The sequence below is a fragment of the Pilosibacter sp. NGB245 genome (assembly GCF_057397225.1).
Window position 1 is genome coordinate 1,225,076 of sequence record NZ_CM171584.1, and the last position, 21,274, is coordinate 1,246,349.

General features: G+C 41.6%; 17 protein-coding genes. All 17 read left to right on the forward strand.

The window, feature by feature from the left end:
• Positions 1-292: 292 nt before the first annotated feature.
• The 17 genes from ACXMYH_RS05505 to ACXMYH_RS05585 all read left to right on the forward strand — a co-directional run bounded on the left by ACXMYH_RS05505 (position 293) and on the right by ACXMYH_RS05585 (position 21,274).
• Positions 293-757: a hypothetical protein gene (locus ACXMYH_RS05505; RefSeq protein ID WP_050006300.1), complete on the forward strand. Its 465-nt coding sequence runs from the start codon at positions 293-295 to the stop codon at positions 755-757.
• A 160-nt stretch (positions 758-917) separates the two neighbouring features.
• Positions 918-1,376 (forward strand): DUF5104 domain-containing protein, encoded by a 459-nt coding sequence (locus ACXMYH_RS05510; protein ID WP_486555653.1) that lies wholly within the window; start codon positions 918-920, stop codon positions 1,374-1,376.
• A 273-nt stretch (positions 1,377-1,649) separates the two neighbouring features.
• Entirely contained in the window at positions 1,650-2,120 is a 471-nt protein-coding gene (locus ACXMYH_RS05515) for a hypothetical protein (protein WP_008394496.1), read from the forward strand.
• Between the two features lie 197 nt (positions 2,121-2,317).
• Positions 2,318-2,956, forward strand: coding sequence for a CHC2 zinc finger domain-containing protein (locus ACXMYH_RS05520; RefSeq protein ID WP_003864559.1), 639 nt, complete (start codon positions 2,318-2,320; stop codon positions 2,954-2,956).
• Positions 2,880-4,244: a virulence-associated E family protein gene (locus ACXMYH_RS05525; protein WP_029677266.1), complete on the forward strand. Its 1,365-nt coding sequence runs from the start codon at positions 2,880-2,882 to the stop codon at positions 4,242-4,244. The genes ACXMYH_RS05520 and ACXMYH_RS05525 overlap by 77 nt, the downstream gene beginning before the upstream one ends.
• Before the next feature lie 248 nt (positions 4,245-4,492).
• Positions 4,493-4,690 carry a hypothetical protein gene (locus ACXMYH_RS05530; RefSeq protein WP_003864557.1) on the forward strand — a complete coding sequence of 66 codons (198 nt, stop codon included), beginning with the start codon at positions 4,493-4,495 and terminating at the stop codon, positions 4,688-4,690.
• A gap of 65 nt (positions 4,691-4,755) precedes the next feature.
• Positions 4,756-5,421, forward strand: a complete 666-nt coding sequence (locus ACXMYH_RS05535; RefSeq protein WP_431835029.1) for a DNA topoisomerase — start codon at positions 4,756-4,758, stop codon at positions 5,419-5,421.
• 26 nt (positions 5,422-5,447) lie between these two features.
• Positions 5,448-5,753: a hypothetical protein gene (locus tag ACXMYH_RS05540; protein ID WP_486555654.1), complete on the forward strand. Its 306-nt coding sequence runs from the start codon at positions 5,448-5,450 to the stop codon at positions 5,751-5,753.
• Positions 5,754-5,767: 14 nt separating this feature from the next.
• Entirely contained in the window at positions 5,768-5,902 is a 135-nt protein-coding gene (locus ACXMYH_RS05545) for a hypothetical protein (RefSeq protein ID WP_278278468.1), read from the forward strand.
• Positions 5,902-7,005 (forward strand): DUF5688 family protein, encoded by a 1,104-nt coding sequence (locus ACXMYH_RS05550; protein WP_486555655.1) that lies wholly within the window; start codon positions 5,902-5,904, stop codon positions 7,003-7,005. The genes ACXMYH_RS05545 and ACXMYH_RS05550 overlap by 1 nt, the downstream gene beginning before the upstream one ends.
• A gap of 1,024 nt (positions 7,006-8,029) precedes the next feature.
• Positions 8,030-8,380 carry a TnpV protein gene (locus tag ACXMYH_RS05555; protein WP_486555656.1) on the forward strand — a complete coding sequence of 117 codons (351 nt, stop codon included), beginning with the start codon at positions 8,030-8,032 and terminating at the stop codon, positions 8,378-8,380.
• Positions 8,381-8,406: 26 nt separating this feature from the next.
• Positions 8,407-16,056, forward strand: a complete 7,650-nt coding sequence (locus ACXMYH_RS05560; RefSeq protein WP_486555657.1) for a DUF3849 domain-containing protein — start codon at positions 8,407-8,409, stop codon at positions 16,054-16,056.
• Between the two features lie 97 nt (positions 16,057-16,153).
• Positions 16,154-17,533 (forward strand): RNA-binding domain-containing protein, encoded by a 1,380-nt coding sequence (locus ACXMYH_RS05565; protein ID WP_308727813.1) that lies wholly within the window; start codon positions 16,154-16,156, stop codon positions 17,531-17,533.
• A gap of 91 nt (positions 17,534-17,624) precedes the next feature.
• Positions 17,625-18,833 (forward strand): ArdC-like ssDNA-binding domain-containing protein, encoded by a 1,209-nt coding sequence (locus ACXMYH_RS05570; RefSeq protein WP_486555658.1) that lies wholly within the window; start codon positions 17,625-17,627, stop codon positions 18,831-18,833.
• A gap of 257 nt (positions 18,834-19,090) precedes the next feature.
• Positions 19,091-19,846 carry an SRA domain-containing endonuclease gene (locus tag ACXMYH_RS05575; RefSeq protein ID WP_486555659.1) on the forward strand — a complete coding sequence of 252 codons (756 nt, stop codon included), beginning with the start codon at positions 19,091-19,093 and terminating at the stop codon, positions 19,844-19,846.
• A 7-nt stretch (positions 19,847-19,853) separates the two neighbouring features.
• Positions 19,854-20,240, forward strand: a complete 387-nt coding sequence (gene mutT / locus ACXMYH_RS05580; RefSeq protein WP_486555660.1) for an 8-oxo-dGTP diphosphatase MutT — start codon at positions 19,854-19,856, stop codon at positions 20,238-20,240.
• A 53-nt stretch (positions 20,241-20,293) separates the two neighbouring features.
• Positions 20,294-21,274 carry a DUF4238 domain-containing protein gene (locus ACXMYH_RS05585; RefSeq protein WP_486555661.1) on the forward strand — a complete coding sequence of 327 codons (981 nt, stop codon included), beginning with the start codon at positions 20,294-20,296 and terminating at the stop codon, positions 21,272-21,274.

A 21,274-nucleotide genomic window follows, 5' to 3' on the forward strand; every position in this document is an offset into this window, starting at 1 on the left:
GACAGGTGCTTTTGCTTTAGGGAGCAGGAAAATATCTTCCATTCTTTAGGTTGATGAAGTATAATGATAGTAAGAAATTTTTTGCGTTAGAAGCTATTTCTGCATTTCCGGATTTTGTTACGAATACATTAATTCCTATTACTAAATCAAGGCTAAAAGATAAAGAGAAACCATTAGAAAAAACAGAAATCTCTTATGTTACAGAATATTTACAAAAGCTTTCGGAGTTACTAAGAGAGGAAAAATTAAATGAAATGATAGAGTGTCCGATAATGTAGAAGGAGGAATTCTCATGGAAATAATTTTACTTTGCTTGTATGGAAAAGTTACAGTTATAGTTATCTTTTTAATAATATACCTATATTGGATATGGAAGAAGGTTAGACTTATAAAATGGGAGCAGGCACCTGGTGACACCAGAGATTGGATACGAAATCACGAAAAAAATATTAATAAAATTATTAAAATTATTTCTGGGATAGGTTTGATATTTATGGTTTATTGCATAGTTATTCCTGCTATATTAGATATTCCGACGTTAGTCAAGCAAGAGTATACAGTTACAGAAGGAATAGTAGAGTCTTGGAATTATAGTGATGAGGAAAGGCTAGAAGAGCGAAGTATATCAATAAAGGATGATACTGGACAGGAAAAATCTGTAATAGTATATAGTACAGGTATTCATCAAGGAGAACACTTAGTAGTTGAGTATCTCCCTCATTCAAAATATGGAATAGTAAAGGAGCGGATAAGATGAAATGGTTTAAACACTTAGTTTTCTTGGTGTTTTTTGTAATGTTTGAGTTTGATACACTAAATAAAGTGGTAATATATACTTGGTAAGAGGAGAGATTTTTATGAAAAAGGTTATAACGATAATTAGTTGTTGTATTATAATTTTTAGTATAGGAGGATGTATGAATAGAGAGAAATATATGTCTGATTGGTTTACATCAGAACAAGAGGAAGCAGATAAAATGATGGAGCAAATAATAGAAGCATGTAGAAAACAGGATACGCAGAAACTGAAAGAACTATTTTCAGAAAATAGTAGAAAAAATATCAAAAATATTGATGTGAAAAGCAATGAATTGTTTCAGTATTTAAAAGGAGATATACAAACATTTGAAGGAGATTGTGCCTCTTCAAGTGACAGTGATCACGGAAAAAAAATAATTGAACTTGACGGAATGTATAATATATCTACATCAAGCGAAAAGTATCACATGAATTTCTATATGTATAGTCAAAATGATAGTGATAGTAAGGCAGTAGGTTTGTATAAAATTGAAATTGCATTGGAGAGCGAAGTGGCTGAGGATAATTTTATATGGGATAATCCCCCAAACGGTATTTTTGTTGGAGGACAAAATTGATTTTTGTTATGAGAGAACATTAAAGTATAAATTTCGGATGGTATAAGAAAAACTGACTACAATTAAATCTTCACAGCTTTACTAAGCAGGAAATCTGAAAAGTTCTCCTGCTTTTTTGCACTCAAAATAGAATGTGGAACTCTAAGACACTTGCTGTCTTCGTTTTGAAAATGACAGGTGCTTTTGCTTTGGGAGGCAAGAAAAAATCTTCCATTCTTTAGGTTGATGAAGTATAATGTAAGCAACAAACTTGAAGTTTAAGGGGATGATATTATGGATTTTGCTATATTTAGATTGTTTATAAGAGTTTCATTATTTGTTATAGCGTTAATTGCTTGCATTATCTATCTAATTAAAAAAAGAAAACTTATCTATTCGATATTTTTTGATAAAGAAGCGATAAAAAAAGAATATACTGGAAAAAATGATATAATATTTCTTCGATTGGCTAATACCATTCTTGTTATAGTAGCTATTCTTTTAATCTTATATTTGAAAGATTTTGTTTTAGATATGCCTTACATCATAAACAAACAGTATAGTTATGCAGAAGGATATGTAACTGAACAATCTCATGGTGGTGCAGATATATCTTCTGAAAGAAGAAGTGTTTTTCTATATGATAAAGTTAAAGATGATGAAATCGAAATCACAGTATTTTCAAGGTATATTGATAAAAATACTTATTTAAAGGTACAATATCTTCCGCATACGAAATATGGTGCTATTGTAGAAATTAAATAATTCATTCTAAAAAGAAAATTTCCAGTTTGTATAACTGGCAACCCAACCACAATTAAATCTTCACAGCTTTGCTAAGCAGGAAATCTGAAAAGGTCTCCTGCTTTTTTGCACCTAAAATTAAATATGGAACTCTAAGGCACTTGCTGTTTTCGTTTTGAAAATGACAGGTGCTTTTTTCGTTTCAGGAAAGGAGTCACATGAATGTATTTGAAGTTGTAAAAGAAAATGTTACTGCCCGACAAGCCGCAGAAGCCTATGGCTTGAAAGTGGGTCGCACAGGTATGGCGTGCTGTCCGTTTCACTCAGATAAGTCCCCCAGTATGAAGCTGGATGAACGCTATTACTGTTTTGGCTGCGGAGCAACCGGAGACGCTGTTGATCTCACAGCGAAGCTATTCGGTATCGGGCTGAGGGAAGCTGCTGTCAAACTTGCTGAAGATTTTGGTCTTAACTATGACAGCCGACAAAAGCCCAGTGTCCGCCCTCGTATTCGTGAGCCGACACCGGAACAGAAGTATCAAAAAGGAGAAAATCATTGCTACAAGGTGCTGACGGATTATTTTCATCTTCTTAGAGAATGGGAAAAGAAATACGCTCCTAAACAGCCGGATGAGGAATGGAATCCCCTGTTTGCAGAAGCACTGCATAAGAAGAACTATATCGAATATCTGCTTGATATTCTTCTGTATGGTTCATTGGAGGAACGAAAAGCACTTGTGGCAGAACAGAGAAAGGAGGTGTTAAAACTTGAACAGCGAATTGCAGAACTGTCAGCAGACAGAACCATGCACAGTAGAAGAAATCCGAAACAGCTTAGAGCAGAGCGAGAAAGGTAAGGTTTATAATACTGCCGCAAATTATAAGCGTGTTCTGCAATATGACCCGCTTTTGAAAGGGGCTATCCGAAAAAATCTTCTGACCGAAAGAATCGACATTGTGAAGCCCCTCGGTTGGTATCGTGACAGCCCGACATTGACGGATGTGGATGTGAAATATCTGCTCCTATATTTTGAAGAAAACTATGGATTGACCGTAGAGAAGAAAATCATAGACGCAGTTGCGGTTATTGCCAATGAAAACCGTTACCACCCTGTCTGTGATTTTCTCAATGCCTTGCAATGGGACGGAACGGAACGCATACGCTTCTGTCTGCACCGCTTTCTCGGTTCTGATACAGATGATTACACCTATGAAGCATTGAAGTTGTTTCTGTTGGGTGCTATCTCACGAGCCTTTAAGCCGGGGTGTAAATTTGAGGTAATGCTCTGTCTTGTAGGCGGTCAGGGAGCCGGAAAGTCCTCTTTCTTCCGTTTGCTTGCGGTCAATGATGACTGGTTCTCTGATGATTTGAAAAAGCTGGATGATGAAAATGTGTACCGCAAAATGCAGGGGCATTGGATTATTGAAATGTCGGAAATGATTGCAACTGCCAACGCTAAGAGCATTGAAGAAATCAAGTCCTTTCTGAGCCGACAAAAGGAAACCTATAAGATACCCTATGAAACACATCCGGCAGACAGAAAACGACAATGTGTGTTTGGAGGTTCTTCTAATACCCTTGACTTTCTTCCCCTTGACCGAACAGGCAACCGCCGCTTCGTTCCGGTTATGGTCTATCCTGAAAGGGCTGAGGTTCATATTTTGGCGGATGAACAGGCTTCCAGAGAGTATATCAATCAGATGTGGGCAGAAGCTATGGAGATTTACAGAAGCGGCAATTTCCGTCTGAGATTCAGTCCGGCTATGAACGCTTATCTGAAAGCCCACCAAAAGGACTTTATGCCGGAGGACACAAAGGCAGGACAGATTTTAGATTATCTGGAACGCTATTCCGGCAGCATAGTCTGCTCCAAACAGCTTTACAAAGAAGCACTGGGGCATGATTATGACGAACCGAAACAATGGGAACTGCGAGAGATCAATGACATTATGAATAACGCTGTCACAGGCTGGAGGGCGTTCAGCAATCCGAGGTATTTTCCAGAGCCTTACCGCAGACAAAAAGGCTGGGAGCGTATCAGGAACGACAACGAGCCTGACAACAGCATGGATGGTTTTCAAGAAATCCCGACAGAGGAAATGGAACAGTTAGGGCTTCCGGAAGAATGGTTGAAGCAAAAATAAAAGCCAGTTGTCGCTTCGGTTGTCGAGCCGGTTGTCGGTCTGGTTGTCGGGTAAAAATCCCGAAAGCCTTGATATTGCGGCACTTTTCCCTCTCTGACAACCATGACAACCAATATTATAAAGAAAAAGGAAATAGTAAAAAGATAGTATCGCCCGATAAAGAAAAAAGGTTTTCTGATGTCCGTTGTCGGAACTTCGTTGTCAGACCTTTCCTTGTCGGGCTTTTTTCATTTAAGGAGGAATATCGTATGACAAATATTGTGAACAGTACACTACCCACCCAAAATAACCATTCGGAGAAAAACAAACCGGATGGAGTTTTTGTGATTAAGCAAGGCAAAACAAATTATAAAGTCAAAGTGTTTTTTGACCATAGTAGCGGTTTGACTGCGGAGGACAGGTTGAAACGCATTATTCAGGCAGAAGCAGAGAGAGAATCTGCGTAAGTAATATGAAAAATATCCACGCACCCCCTTGACAAAAGCTTTCAGAAGATTCCCTTTTGTCAGCAATGGAGCGAGCCGGAAGTGAGGATATGGGAGATGATGTGGAGCGTAAAGGACTTGGCACACCTGCCACCAGAGCGGACATCATTGAAAAGCTGGTAAAGGACGGTTTTGTGAAGCGTGAGAAAAAGCAGATGATCCCAACAGAGGATGGAATGAAGCTGATTACGGTGCTTCCGGATGTGGTGAAGTCCCCGAAACTTACTGCTGATTGGGAAAATGCCCTTACCCTTGTAGCAAAGGGCGAGTATTCCATGCAGGAATTTATGGATGGAATTGCGGATATGGTAAAGAACCTTGTGCAGACTTATCACAGCATTAGTGACGAACAGAAATCCATGTTTGGAGGAAATCAGAGCGCACAGGAAGCCCTTGGAAAATGCCCGAAATGTGGCGGGGATGTGGTAAAGGGAAAATATGGAGCTTACTGCAAAAGTAAGTGTGGTATGAATGTCGGCAAGGCTATGGGGACTGTACTTTCCGATACGCAGATTAAGAGTATGCTGGAGGGGAAAAAGACTTTCGTCAAGGGTTTAAAGGGAAAGAAAGGCACTTACGATGCTTACCTGATTCCAGAAGGAATTGAGGATTATTCCTATACCAAAGATGGCAAGGAAATCAAAGGCTCACAGTATAAGGTCAAGCTGGAGTTTGCAAAAAGAAGTAAGTAACAGCACAGAAAATGGAGGATACGAACATGAATGAAGTAAATGAAAATGTAACTGTAAACGGAGCCGGAACACAGGATGAGGAGCCTGCGGCAAAGAATAATGAAACCAAAGCGGAGAAGTTCATCCGTTTTGGAAAATACCGCATGAACAAAGCGATTGATGCGATTGGAAGATTGGAACACCTTGCCAACAGGTCCGCCTATGAATATACAGCGGAGCAGGTAGAGGCTATGTTTGGTGCTTTAGAAAATAAGGTAGCAGATGTAAAAGCAAAATTCAGTACAAAGAAACAGGATAATACATCTTTTTCTTTTGGAACACATGCAGAGTAAGGAGGAAACCAGGAATGAAACAGTTAGAAAAAGAAATTGCGGAAGCAAACAAGCAGAGCATGATGAAGCGTTATCAGTTGTATGGAACGAAAGCATCAAAGCTGGCAGACAAATCACAGAAGAATACCGGGAAGGGAGAGAGAAAGTAATGGAATATAAGGATTTTGTAGAACAGGTAAAAGAGCAGATACAGGACTTTTTACCGGAGAAATTTGCAGATGCAACGGTTTCTGTTCATCAGGTAGTAAAGAATAATGATTGTGTTTTGGATGGTCTGACAATCCGGACGGAAGAAAGCAATATTTCTCCAACCGTATATCTGAATCCGTATTTTGAGCAGATACAGGATGGAGCTGAGATGGATGATGTGCTTGGGCAGATTGCAGCCACATATCAGGCACATTATATTGACCATGACATGGATGTATCTGCGGTTACTGATTTTGATAACGTAAAAGACAAGATTGTGTGCAAGCTCATCAATGAGGAAGCCAACAGGCAGTTCCTTGAGGATAAACCATACACCAAGGTGGAAGATCTGGCGGTTGTGTATCAGATTTTAATGGACAAAAATGCGGAAGGTACTGCAACCATAACGATTACAGATAATCTGATGGACAGATATGGGATTACCCTTGAGGAGTTGCACGAACAGGCTCTTTTGAACATGGATGTTTTGCAACCATACAGCTTCAAGGGAATGAGCGAGACCATTATAGAAATGATGGCTGGGGACATTGCCAGGGATAATGATATGGATATATCAGAGGCAAGAGAAATGGCATCCCAGATGATACCGGATGTTCCTGATACAATGTTTGTCCTGACAAATGACACGAAGGTAAATGGAGCTGCCACTATATTAAATGATGATACCAGACAGGAAATTGCAGACAAGGTTGGAGACTTCTATGTACTGCCCTCATCTGTGCATGAAACGCTGATTATCCCGAAAGATGCCGGAATGGAGTTAAGAGACCTTGAACAGATGGTGCAGGAAGTGAACCAGACACAGGTAGCACCAGAGGAACGACTTTCAGATCATGTGTATGAATATGATGCAAAAGAACATGAGCTGTTTCGCAGTGACCGTGCAGAGGAACGTGCAAAACAGAAAGAGGAAAAGCGTGATGAGAAAAAAGAACGTCCTTCACTAAAAGAGAGACTTGCAGAAAAGAAAAATGATGTGATGAAGATGGATACGGACAGGAAACAACCGACAGCAGATAAAAAGAAAGAAGCGGTGATTTAGCCACTTCATACATAAAACACAGGAAGGCAGCCACTTTGGGCTGCTTTTCTGCTATTAGGACAAATTGAATCGAAAGGAGTATCTATGGCAGGAAAATATCATTATATATCTGCACTGGCAGAAATGACAGCAGCGGATATTGTAAAAAACGAAAATGAATGGACCAGATTTCTGACCACGGCTGCAAGGCTGTATAAATATCCCTTTAACGAGCAGATGTTAATGTATGCCCAAAGACCGGATGCTACAGCCTGTGCTTCACTTGAAACGTGGAATGAAAAGATGAATTGCTGGGTCAACCGTGGAGCGAAAGGAATTGCCCTGATTGATACGGACAGTGAACGTCCGAGATTAAAATATGTCTTTGATGTATCAGATGTGCATAAGGCAAGAAGAATCGGGCGTGACCCATATCTGTGGGAACTTAAGGAGGAACATAAGGCTCCTGTGCTTGCACAGCTTGAAAAGACTTATGGTCCAACTGATGTAAATATGCCTTTTGAAGAGAGGATTATGGAGATAGCTGACAGGATTGCCCAGGATTATTATGAGGAACTTTTACCGGAGCTAAACTATGTGAAAGAAGGAAGTTTCCTTGATGATCTGGATGAACTGAATCTTGGAATCAGGTTGAGGGAAACGCTGGCTTCCAGTATCTCCTTTACCCTGCTATCCCGATGCGGTGCCGATATGGATTTGTGGAAAGATGACATGAATTTTGAATATATCCACGAATTTAATAATACAAAGTCATTAGCTGTCATTGGAAATGCAACTACGGAAATGTGTAAGCCCCTGCTTATGGAAATTGGAAGGACAATAGGGGCATACGAGCGTCAGATTGCCCGAAATAAGGCAAGAGAAAAAGCGGCTGGGGAGCATATTGGAAGCCATGAAGAAAATGTTGAAAAAGGACTTGCAAATGCACCAGAAGCAGACTATAAAGCTTTAAAGCGTGAAAGTGAAACGACAATAGAAAAACCAAAGGAAACTGAAAATCATACAGAAATGGAGGGCATTGCCAATGAAACTGACATACGAAAAGAACGGGGATTATCTGATTCCGAACCTGACAGCGAACGAGGAGCCGGAACAGGCACTGACCAAGTACGGACTGATGAGGAAGAACTTTCTGAAGGAGCACAGGAGAGGGATTTATCAGGGAATGATTCTGACAGGGGAGCTGAAAGCACATTGTCTGCAGGTACAGGAGCAGGCAGAACAGAGAATGGAACTTCTGACCGGACAGATGGCGAAGTCGGAAGGAGTGAACGAGGAACTGAAAGCAGCCGATCAGATGAGCTGGGTAGCGAAGATGAACAACATCAGACACTCAGCGGAGGAAATCGTGCTGACAGAACTGATCTACATTTAAGCAGTGAGGAACAAGCTAATATTACCATGCAGGAGCCGGATAGTGACAGCAATTCATTATCCGGTTCTTTTTCGGATAAAACCGAAGATTTCACAGAGCTTCAAAAGGGAATCTTATGTTTTGATAATCACCTTATCCATAAAAGACCGGAGATTGCGGGATATTTCCAGTCAGAGCAGGATGCGGTTTTACAGACGGAGTATCTGAAAAATTCTTTCCGTATGGAGGAATTTACAGAGCTGTATATTGGGGATGTAAGAGCCGGGTATCGAGCAGATGAGGACGGGCTTACCATGTGGAAAGGCAATTATCTGACCCGTGAAGCAGAGAGCAGGCTGTCATGGGAAGATGCAAGATACTGGGTCAATTCTTATATCGAGGATGGTGTCTATTTACTTCCGGGGGAAGTGGCAGAGCAGATTGATACAGATGGTATGTTCAAACAGCTTGACCTTTTTACCATGTTTTCGGAGCAGGTCGGCAACATTGCCATGAAGCAGGCAGAAGAAAAAAGTGTTATGCCGACAGGCTTTGTACTGCCGGAGAAACAGATTGATGATATTTTAAGAAGCGGTGGAGGCAGGGATGACAGCCGCAAACGTATTTATGCCAAGTACCAGCAGAGAAAGACACCGGAAGAAATGACTGCCTTTCTGAAAAAAGAATATGGAACCACCGGAAAAGGCTTTGAGTTTGACGGAAAGCAGATAGCTGTATGGTTTGATGAAGGCGGTATGAGTGTTGGATACGGTACATCAGCAACGGAGCATCCGATACTTACGATGGAATGGAAAGATATTGAGCAGAATATCCGCAGGCAGGTAGAGAATGGCACCTATATGGGTGCCAATGAAGCATACCTTGTGGATGAGGTAGAGCGTAGCAGGATTGCATACCATTTATTTTTCTTTTTTCGTGACGGTATGGGAGAAATGCCGGAAGAATTGGAATTAAAGGCAGGCAATTTCCCGGATGCCCATGCAAGACTGGTGGAACTTCTTTCTACACCGGAAGAGGTGGAGAGGATAGCTGCCCACATGGATCATGCCCTGCATCAGCTTGAGACCGGAGAAAAAAGACTGCGTTTCCGTTCTATTATGCTCAAAGAGGAACTTCGTGCCGAACTCGACAACCTTCTGGTAGACAAGCTGACATTTCCGTCTGCTGAACATGTGGAAATTAAACACGAGGATTTTATCACGCAGGATGAGATTGACCACAGGCTTGGCAGGGGGAGCGGTTTTTCACATGGGTCTTTCCGCATTTATGATTATTTTAAGGAAGGGCATGACAGCAAAGATGCAGCTAATTTCTTAAAGAATGAATATGGAACAGGCGGCAGCACCCATGCACTTGCCGGAGCAGACCATAGCTATGAGGATCACGATGCAAAAGGAATAAAACTGAAAAAGGGAAATATCGGAAAACCATACGCAGAAGTGCTGTTGCCTTGGAAGGTTGTGGAAAAGCGTATCCGTAAGCTCATTGAACAAGATAAGTATTTATCTACGGAAGGAAAAGAAGCCTATGCACAGTACAGAGTGGAGCAGGTGCAGAAGGCTTTGGAGCAGGCACAGGCAAAGATGGAGCATGAAACTAAAGTAGCCTGCAAGAATGCCATTGAAAAAGCAATCGCTGAAAAGTTTGACGGGTATCGTCTGCCAAAGGATACAGCGGAAGCAGTCATTCAGGAATATGGCTCTGAACGGGTAAGCTATGTGCTTGCCAATTCTGTCATGCACAAAAGGCAGGACGGACGGTTTTCTCCGGAGAATAAGGAGTGGGCAAAAGCCATTGAGCCTTATGCCATGGTGAAAAATGAGGATATGGTTGTGGATTCCCACCCTGCTGTATTAAATGGATTTATCAACCAGACAAGACGGTATATCGAGCAGGAGAAAGAGCTTGCAGCACAGGCGGCTGAGAAAATCACGATTGATGGACAGGAGTGTATCAAAGTCGATGAATGGGGGACTGAGAAAGAAACCTATGTGCTTGGAAATTCCGTAACAGATAAGCAATTCTTTTATGCAGAGGTAAATGGTGTTTCATTTGAGTATGATTATCAGCCACAGCGGGGAGAAGTAGAGGAAGATTATCTCAACGAGATGGTAGAAAGGGATATAGACCGTCATGAGGCGGAGGTATTTGCACGGATTGAAGGCAGTGATAATGCTCAGGATGGTGTAGAGGAAGCACCATTAGTAGCAGAAGATGTGCAAAATCTGGTTTTGATTAACAGGGAGTATTCTGCAGGAACCAGAACCACGGTTTATGATTTTGAATGTGATATTCGTGGGGAACATGACACATTGCAATATACTTTAGAGCATCACGATGACGGGGAAGGTTATACCATTCATACGCAGAAGGATGATATTTGGGAACGAATGTCTGAGCCGGAACTTGAGCGTCTTGAGGGCATTATCAGCCGTGAATCCTTGTATTTTAAATACCATGATAAAATAGCAGGTGCAAAAAGCGTAGAGGATATGGAGGAGATTCAGTTCAGTATTATGGAAGATGAGTCTCCTTATTTTTCGGCAGTTTCAGATAGGGTATGGAAAGAATTTAACCAGAAAGAAAATGAGCTGTCTGGAGAAAATAGGGAAACTTCCAGACAGGATGTCCAAAAGCCGGAGGAAGTGTCAGATACACCATTAGAGCCGGACATCGAAGTTCCTGTGAAGCAGGCAGAACCGCAGATTGATAAGACCGGAGCCGTCAATTTCCATATCACGGATGATGATTTAGGAATTGGCACTGCAAAGGAAAAATTCCACAGAAATGTGGAAGCCATACGCACACTGGAGAAAATAGAGAGCGAGAGACGTATCGCAACACCGGAGGAACAGGAGATTTTATCTCAGTATGTTGGCTGGGGCGGGCTTGCGGATGCCTTTGATGAAAGTAAGAGTGCCTGGTCGAATGAATATCAGGAGTTAAAGGGACTGTTATCCGATCAGGAGTATGCTTCAGCAAGGGAGAGTACCTTAAATGCCCATTATACAAGCCCTGCCATAATCCGCAGTATCTATGATGCCTTGGATAAAATGGGATTTGAAAAAGGAAATGTTCTGGAGCCGGCAATGGGTATCGGAAACTTCTTCGGAATGCTGCCGGAGAAGATGCAGGAGAGCAGACTTTACGGCGTGGAGCTTGACGGTATCACGGGAAGGATTGCAAAGCAGCTATATCCAAATGCTGATATTAAGATTACAGGATTTGAAAAGACAGATTATCCGAACGATTTCTTTGATGTGGCAATCGGAAATGTGCCATTTGGACAGTACAAGGTGGCAGACAAGCAGTATGACAAACAGAATTTTTTAATTCATGATTATTTCTTTGCAAAGACCTTGGATAAGGTTCGCCCCGGCGGTGTGGTTGCCTTTGTTACCAGTAAGGGAACAATGGACAAGAAAAGTCCGGAGGTCAGAAAATACCTTGCCCAGAGAGCAGAGCTTCTTGGTGCGGTCAGACTGCCCAACACGGCATTTAAGGAGAATGCTGGAACAGAGGTCACTTCTGATATTTTGTTCTTAAAGAAGCGTGACCGTGTGATGGATTTGGAGCCGGACTGGGTGCATCTGTCAGAGGATGAGAACGGCATTGCCATGAACAGCTATTTTGCCGAACACCCAGAGATGATCGTGGGAAAAATGGAAATGGTCAGCGGACCGTATGGTATGGAAAGTACCTGTATGCTTGATACCACAAGACCATTTGCACAGCAGCTACAGGAAGCGGTCAGCCATATTGACGGAGAGATAGAAGCGGTGGAACTGGATGAGCTGGCAGATGAGCTTGCGGATGCCACCATTCCAGCGGACCCGGATGTCAAGAATTACAGCTACACTCTTGTGGATGATAGGGTGTATTACCGTGAAAATTCCATTATGAAGCCTGTGGATATGTCAGCTTCCATGCAGGAACGTATCAAGGGCATGGTGGGTATCCGAAACTGTACGCAGGAGCTTATCAATCTGCAATTAGAGGAATATCCGGATACAGTAATCAAGGAAAAGCAGGCGGAGTTAAAAAGTTTATATGATGCTTTTTCCAAGAAACACGGTCTAATTAACTCGCAGACCAACAAAAGAGCATTTAATCAGGACAGCAGCTATTGTCTGTTATGTTCTCTTGAAAAATTGGACGATGAAGGCAATTTCAAAGGCAAAGCGGATATGTTCACGAAGCGTACCATTAAAAAGGCAGAGGTTGTCACAAGTGTGGATACGGCAAGTGAAGCACTGGCAGTGTCCTTATCGGAAAAAGCAAGAGTTGACCTCGATTATATGGCAGAGCTGACTGGAAAAGATGTGGATACGGTCAAGGAGGAGCTGACAGGAATTATATTCCAGAATCCCTTGACGGATCAGTGGGAAACAGCAGATGAGTATTTAAGTGGAAATGTCCGTGACAAGCTGGAAACAGCAAAGGTCTATGCAGAGAGCCACCCGGAATATGCCGTGAATGTGCAGGCACTCACACAGGTACAGCCGAAGGAGCTGGATGCCAGCGAAATTGAGGTGCGTATCGGTGCCACATGGATTGACCCGAAGTATATTGAGGATTTTATGAGGGAGACCTTTGAAACGCCGCAGCATTTGTTAGACAGAAATGTCGTGGGCGTACAGTACTCCGATGTGACAGGACAGTGGAACATAAAGGGAAAAAATGCGGACTATGGCAATTCCCTTGTAAATATGACCTACGGTACAAGCCGGAGAAATGCCTATACCATTCTGGAGGATTCCCTTAATTTAAAGGACAGCCGTGTTTACGATACCATAGAGGAGGACGGCAAGGAAAAGAGGACCCTGAATAAAAAGGAAACCACCATTGCATCACAGAAGCAGGAAGCCATAAGGGAAGCATTTAAGGACTGGGTGTTCCGTGATCCGGAACGCAGACAGGTACTTGTGGCAAAATATAACCAGCTTTTCAATTCCACCAGACCAAGGGAATATGACGGTTCACATCTGAAATTCCCCGGCATGACACCGGATATTGAGTTAAAGCCTCACCAGAAAAATGCAGTGGCTCATGTACTTTATGGGGATAATACCCTGCTTGCCCATTGTGTGGGAGCCGGAAAGACTTTTGAAATGACAGCGGCAGCCATGGAGAACAAGCGTCTTGGATTATGTCAAAAGAGCTTATTTGTGGTTCCGAACCATTTGACGGAGCAGTGGGCAAGTGATTTTTTACGGTTATATCCCGGAGCCAATATCCTTGCTGCAACAAAGAAAGACTTTGAGCCTGCCAATCGTAAGAAATTCTGTTCCAGAATAGCCACAGGAGATTATGATGCGGTTATTATCGGGCATAGTCAGTTTGAGAAAATTCCACTTTCGCAGGAAAGACAGGTAGCCATTATTGAAAGGCAGATTGATGAGATTGAGCTTGCCATTGCACAGGCAAAAGCCGACAACGGAGAACGCTACACCATTAAGCAGATGGAGAAATCAAGAAAATCACTTCTTACAAGGCTTGAAAAGCTGAATGATGCATCAAGGAAAGATAATGTAGTGACCTTTGAGCAGCTTGGTGTGGACAGGCTTTTCGTGGACGAGAGCCATAATTATAAAAATCTGTTCCTTTATACTAAGATGCGTAATGTGGCAGGAATCGCACAGTCAGAGGCACAGAAGTCCTCGGATATGTTTGCAAAATGTCAGTATTTAGATGAGTTGACGGGCGGTAAGGGCGTGACCTTTGCAACAGGTACGCCGATTTCAAACAGTATGACGGAGCTTTACACCAATATGCGTTACCTTCAGTATGGTACGCTTCAGAAGTTAGGTCTGGGACATTTTGACAGTTGGGCATCCTCTTTTGGAGAAACGCAGACCGCCATTGAGCTTGCACCGGAGGGAACCGGATATCGGGCAAAGACAAGGTTTGCAAAGTTTTTTAATCTCCCGGAGCTGATTGCACTTTTTAAGGAGAGTGCCGATATTCAGACACCGGATATGTTAAATCTCCCTGTGCCGGAAGCAGAGTATGAAAATGTGGTGCTAAAGCCAAGTGAATATCAGAAAGACATGGTGGCATCTTTGGCAGAAAGGGCAGAAGCCGTGCGTGACAGACAGGTACAGCCTTATGAGGACAATATGCTAAAGATTACCAATGACGGAAGAAAGCTGGCATTAGACCAGAGGCTTATCAATGATATGCTGCCGGATGATGAAAATTCAAAGGCAAACACCTGTGTGGAAAAGGCATTTGAAATATGGGAACAGACAAAGGAGCAGAAGTCAACGCAGCTTATTTTCTGTGACCTGTCAACACCGAAAGGAGATGGTACATTTAATGTTTATGATGACATCCGCAACAAGCTGATCGAAAAGGGTGTCCCACCGGAAGAAATCGCATTTATACATGAAGCAAATACGGAGCTTAGGAAAGCGGAGCTGTTCGGAAAAGTAAGAAGCGGACAGGTTCGTTTTTTACTTGGTTCCACACAGAAGATGGGAGCCGGAACCAATGTGCAGGACAGGCTTATCGCACTGCACCACCTCGATGTGCCTTGGCGTCCTTCTGACATTGAACAGCAGGAGGGGCGTATTTTACGACAGGGCAATCTTAATCCCAAGGTCAAGATTTTCCGCTATGTGACGGAAGGAACCTTTGACAGTTATTCGTGGCAGCTCATTGAGAACAAGCAGAAATTCATCGGTCAGATCATGACAAGCAAATCTCCGGTACGTTCCTGTGAGGATGTGGATGAAGCAGCCCTTACTTATGCGGAGGTCAAGGCTCTGGCAACAGGAAATCCCTACATCAAGGAAAAGATGGACCTTGATATTCAGGTTTCAAAACTGAAACTTATGAAAGCAAACCATACCAGTCAGAAATACCGTTTGGAGGACAACATTGCAAAGCATTATCCTCAGCAGATTACAATTTTAAAGGAGCGTATCAGCGGGATGCAGGCGGATATTCAGACTGCAAAAGCAAATCTTCCGGTGGACAAAGAGCAGTTTTCCATGAAAGTTGGGGATACGCTCTATACAGATAAAAAAGAAGCCGGAACAGCCCTTGTGGAGATGTGCAAGGAAATAAAAACAGTCAATGCCCCTGCGGTCATTGGCGAATATGCAGGTTTTAAGATGGCAGTATCCTTTGATGCGTTCAACCACAAATTTGTAATGAACCTGAAAGGACAGCTTTCCCACAATCTGGAAGTCGGTTCAGACCCACTCGGTAATATCTCCCGTATTAACCATGCACTGGAGTCCATGCCAAAGCAGCTCATGGAAGCCCAGACAAAACTTGAAACGGTGGAGCATCAGCTTGAAACCGCGAAGGTGGAGGTGACCAAGCCTTTTGCACAGGAAGCGGAACTTGCAGAGAAGTTAGAGCGTCTGTCAGCATTGAATGCCCTGCTTAACATGGATGAAAAGGGAAATGACGGGATTGATATGGATGATGAGCCGGAAGCTCCAAAGAGCGAAAAAGAGGTTGCAGACCGTCTGGCGAAGAATACTCCGCTTGCAGAGAAAACAGTGGGTATAGGGCAGGATAAGAGCATCAGACAGTATGCAGATGTACCTGCAGAAAGAGTATCCCTGAAGGCGAAGCTGGAGGTGATGAAAGCAAAGGTTGCAGGAGGAGATACAGAAAAGCCTATGCCACAAAAGGTAAAGGGAAAAGAAGAAACCTTATAAGAAAATCTGAAGTTTTTTTATTTTTATTCCCAACTTTATTCCCAACATGTTATAATTATTCTGGTTGGGAATAAAAGTTGGGTAAAGGAGCATACTAATGGATATTAAACAAATTGTTTTAGATTTATGTGCCTTAAGTGATGAACAGGAATGGTTTGAATTTAAGGAAAACTGGTTTCAGCCTGAGGCATTAGGCGAATATGTATCTGCCCTGTCAAATGCGGCGGCTTTTCATTATAAAAAATATGCGTATTTCATTTGGGGTGTAAATGATACAACCCATGAAATTGTAGGAACAACATTTAATCAGTATTGTGAATATAACAAGGAACCGTATCAGAATTATCTTGCGAGAAATCTGTCACCAAGCATAAATTTTAGTTTTGAAGAAACAGAAATTTATGGAAAGAGAGTCGTTGGTTTGGTAATTCCTGCGGCAACCGAGATTCCTACGGCATTTAAAGAAAAGAGGTTTTTAAGGATAGGATCATCAAAATGTAATATGAAAGATTACCCTAAGAGAGAAATTGAACTTTTCAAAATACTGGATGGAAGAACCGAAACGATAGAAACAGTACCGGCAAAATACCAGGAACTTACATTTCAAAAACTCTTTGGATATTACGGTTCCAAAGGTATTGTTCTAAATCAAAAGACGTTTATTAAGAATCTGGGGCTAAAAACAGAAGAAGGCGAGTTTAATATATTAGCGCAGCTTCTGTCGGATAACTCTCATTTTCCGCTTCGTGTATCTATTTTTGATGGAGAAACAAAAGGCTCTAATCTTTTCTCTGTACGTGAATTTGGAAATGACTGTTTATTATACAGTTTGGATGAGTTGTTGCGTTATGGAGATGTATTGAACCTGATTCAGGCGGATGAGACAGACAGGGTCGTTGAACGAAAGGAGGTTCCGTTATTTGATAACAAGGCATTTCGTGAGGCTGTCATAAATGCCGTCCTGCACAATAAATGGGTGGAAGGAAATGAACCTATGATTTCGGTTTTCTCTGACCGGATAGAGATACTATCGAGAGGAACACTTGCTCCGGCACAGACCATGGAGGGATTTTTCTTAGGAGAATCAATCCCTGTAAATGAAAAGTTGTCCGAGATATTTCTTCAACTGCATATAAGTGAGAAGTCCGGACGAGGGGTTCCTAAAATTACGGAAATGTATGGAAAAGATGCATTTTCATTTAGGGAGAATTCCATTGTTGTTACTATCCCATTTGAGAGAATAAATAAGGTTGGGAATAAAGTTGGGAAAAAGGTTGGGGATAAGAAACCTTTAAATTCCAGAAGACAAAAGATTATTGCAGAAATGAGAGATAATCCGAATATTACAACTGCGGAACTTCATAGCATATTAGGCGTGAGTGAAACAGCAGTAGAAAACAATATATCATTTTTAAGAGAAAATGGGTATATAGAGCGGGTTGGTTCAAAAAAGGCAGGATACTGGAAAGTATTATAGCAGTTTAATTTTAATAGTGTGATTATGCAGAAGGCAGTCCATAGCGGGCTGCCTTTTGTCGTGCAAAAAAATGAAAATATGGAGGTTTATTATGGCAGACGAAAGAACAGAAAAACAAAAAGTACAGGAAATTACAGACAAGTTGGAGGAAGGATTAAAGGAACTTTTTGAGAGTGAAAAGTACAAGACTTATCTTTCCACCATGTCAAAATTTCATAATTACAGCTTTAACAATACGTTACTTATCGCCATGCAAAAGCCAGAAGCAACACTTGTAGCCGGATATAAGGCATGGCAGAAGAATTTTGAAAGACACGTTAACAAAGGAGAAAAGGCAATCCGTATTCTTGCCCCTGCACCTTACAAAATTAAAGAGGAACGGGATAAATTAGACCCTGTCACAGGAGAAATGATGTTTGATGAAAACGGTATGCCTCAAAAGGAGCAGGTAGAGGTCACGATTCCAGCATTTCGTGCCGTGTCTGTATTTGATGTATCGCAGACAGACGGAAAGCCAATTCCGGAACTGGAAGCACAGGAACTTTTATCAACAGTGGAGGGATATGAGGACTTTGTGCAGGCACTTATGAATGTTGCCCCGGTTCCTATTGGTTTTGAGGATATTCCTGGCGATTCCAAAGGATATTTCCATACCGAGGAAAAGCGGATTGCAGTGCAGGAGAATATGAGTGAGAGCCAGACATTAAAGACAATGGTGCATGAAGTAGCTCATTCCATGCTGCATAATAAGGAAATCAATCGGGATGATTTGATAGAAGAACCTGCAAAGGACAGAAATACAAAAGAAGTAGAAGCAGAAAGCGTTGCCTATACGGTATGCCAGCATTTTGGCATAGATACCTCGGATTATTCCTTTGGTTATATTGCAGGGTGGAGTAGTGGTAAGGATATGAAGGAACTGAAATCTTCCCTAGATACTATACGAAAGACGGCATCGGAACTTATTACAGGAATTGAGGGAGCATTAAGGGAATTGCAACTAAATCGTGAGATGGAACAGGAACAGAGTAAAGAGTGTATCCTGCTGATACAGAATGAAGATCTGACGGAGTTCAGCCTTGTAAATGTCCGTGGAATGGATACGCAGGAGCTTGTGGCTGCTCTTACTAACATGAATGAGGATGATAAACTCAGCATACAGGCATACTTGGAAAGCAAGGGTGCATGGACTACAGAGCTTGGTAATGATAAAACGAGAGAATTTGAGGAATATCATCTTGATGTTCGTTACAATCTTGATACATGTGGAGACGGTAGTCTTGATGTCAAGAAAAGATAAATAAGTGCCAGAAAGCGGCGTATTTCCGGGCTTTTTCGGAGGTTTGGATTTGAAGCCAGACTCTTGAAAAGGCTCGGTTGTTTTATATGGAAACATATCTAATGCAAAATGTGTGTCAGGTTGTGACCTCGGATTAGATGTCACGGATTTTGGAATGAATTTTGGAAAACGGAAAGGGCTGACAACTAATCAGGCAACTCGACCATTTGGGGTGGTTGCAGGCAGTGGAATAGATATTAAGAATTGGAGGCGTATTTATGTTTAATCCTGGGATAAAAATAGGACAAATTGTAAAGAACGCAGATATTGTTGGAATATTCAAATGCGGAAATATGGGAGGTATGCGCCGGTCAAGAACAACGAATACACTTGTTATCGTATCGGATTATACAAAAGGTCTTTATCATGATAAGTGGATTGGCGGGGTTTTACATTATACGGGCATGGGCAAATCAGGCGACCAAGACATTCATTGGGCGCAGAATGCCACATTGGCTGAGTCTGATTATAATGGAGTCGACGTTCATCTGTTTGAAGTTATAGATGCTGGAGAATATATCTACTGCGGAAGAATAGAACTTGTGAGCAAGCCATATACAGATGTGCAGCCCGGTGAAGATGGTAATGCTCGAAAAGTATGGATGTTCCCGATAAGGCCTGTACCAGATAATGATGTAAAGAAGCCGCAAATGTTCGTGTTTAAGGATATGGATGACTACGAAAATCGCGGTAAGAATGTTGATGCTGAGTATACAAAAATGATGGCTGCTGCCAAGAAAAAAGGAACAAAGAAGCCTGTATTTGTTGCACCGATTGTTCCGAAACCGGAGCAAAAACCGCAGATGGAAATACCAACCGATATTGTCGGAAGACAGGTGAAACATAAAGTATTTGGCCTTGGCAAGATTACAGCGATTGAAGGAACTTTGATAGTCGTTCAGTTTGATAAGGTTGGATTAAAAAAGATGGGGTATGAATTCTGCATGGAAAAGAAGTTGCTGGAGTTTATATAAGGAAGATATGAAGACGATTAGAGTTGTCGCTGCAGTGATTCGTAGCGAAGATAAGATTTTTGCCACAGCGAGGGGATACGGTGAATTTAAGGGCCAATGGGAGTTCCCTGGAGGAAAGATCGAACCTGGGGAAACGCCACAAGAAGCCTTAGTAAGGGAAATTCAAGAGGAACTTGATGTGAAAATCGAAGTTGGCGATTTGATAGACACTATTGAATATGATTACCCATCATTTCATTTAAGTATGGACTGCTTCTGGTGCATTGTGACTGATGGTGAAATAACACTCAAAGAAGCAGAAGATGCGCGTTGGCTTAGTAAAGATGAATTATACAGCGTTGACTGGTTACCTGCCGATATGGAACTGATTGAGAAAATTAGTGTTATCCAATAAAAGCTTAGAATGGAGGAGATTCAAAGGGTGAGACAAAAGCAAAGTATCATCATTTGATTCCAAGAACATACCTATCTGCATGGGAACACGGGAATGGTACTTTATATATACGTTTTCTTGAGAACAAGGAACGTGTAGTTGAGCGAAATAAAGATAATATAGCAGGAATAACAAACTATCATTCGATTGTAGCTGGGATGCCCATCGTAACCAAAGAAGATGCAGATAAAATTTTTGCGTGCCTCAAAGATTTAGAAGTTCATTATGGAAAGGTAGTTGTTTCTGATAATCTTGAATTGAATAAGATTTATTACGACTTTGATAATTGGGCGATCCAGAGAAAGGACGGATCTGTTGTAAGTAAGAAAAAACTGAAAGCGGAAATAGAGAAAGTAAAAATACGAGATATAGAAGAATTATGGTCTTTAAAATATGAAGATGCGTGGGGTACAGTTCGTTCAGAACTTGAAAATTCAATATTTAATTCGGCGGACGGAATTATTTCCAATGCTAATAAAGAGTATTTAATGAAATTTTATACGGCGTTAGATTGGAGAAGTATTAAATCTAACATACAGTTTAACGATGCATGGGAGTGGCTTTGCAAGGAAGTTCTTCGCTTAGATGAAATAGACATTCCTGAAGAAGAACGAGAACTTCCTATACTTGACAATGCTGCAGAAGAAATGAAACATAATTTGTTATTGAAATTTTATCGTCAATATTTAAATGATTCTGGAGTGATATATACACATGCGATGGCAAATTTATCCAATACATCCTTTCATTTTCTTGTTGCAGATGGACCTGAGACATTTAATACCAGTGACAATCCTGTTTTTGTATTTAGAAGGCTGGATGGAAAGCTGCAAGGAGTGCTACCTTTGTCGCCTAGAATTTTAATGGCGCAAGGTAGAAATTCAGAACATGATGAGAATTTTTATGTTACTCATATCGCGGATGAAGCAGTAAAAAGATATAATATTGAAATTGAAAAAAATGCAGCGAATTTTGTTGTCCAGCTGAATAACTAA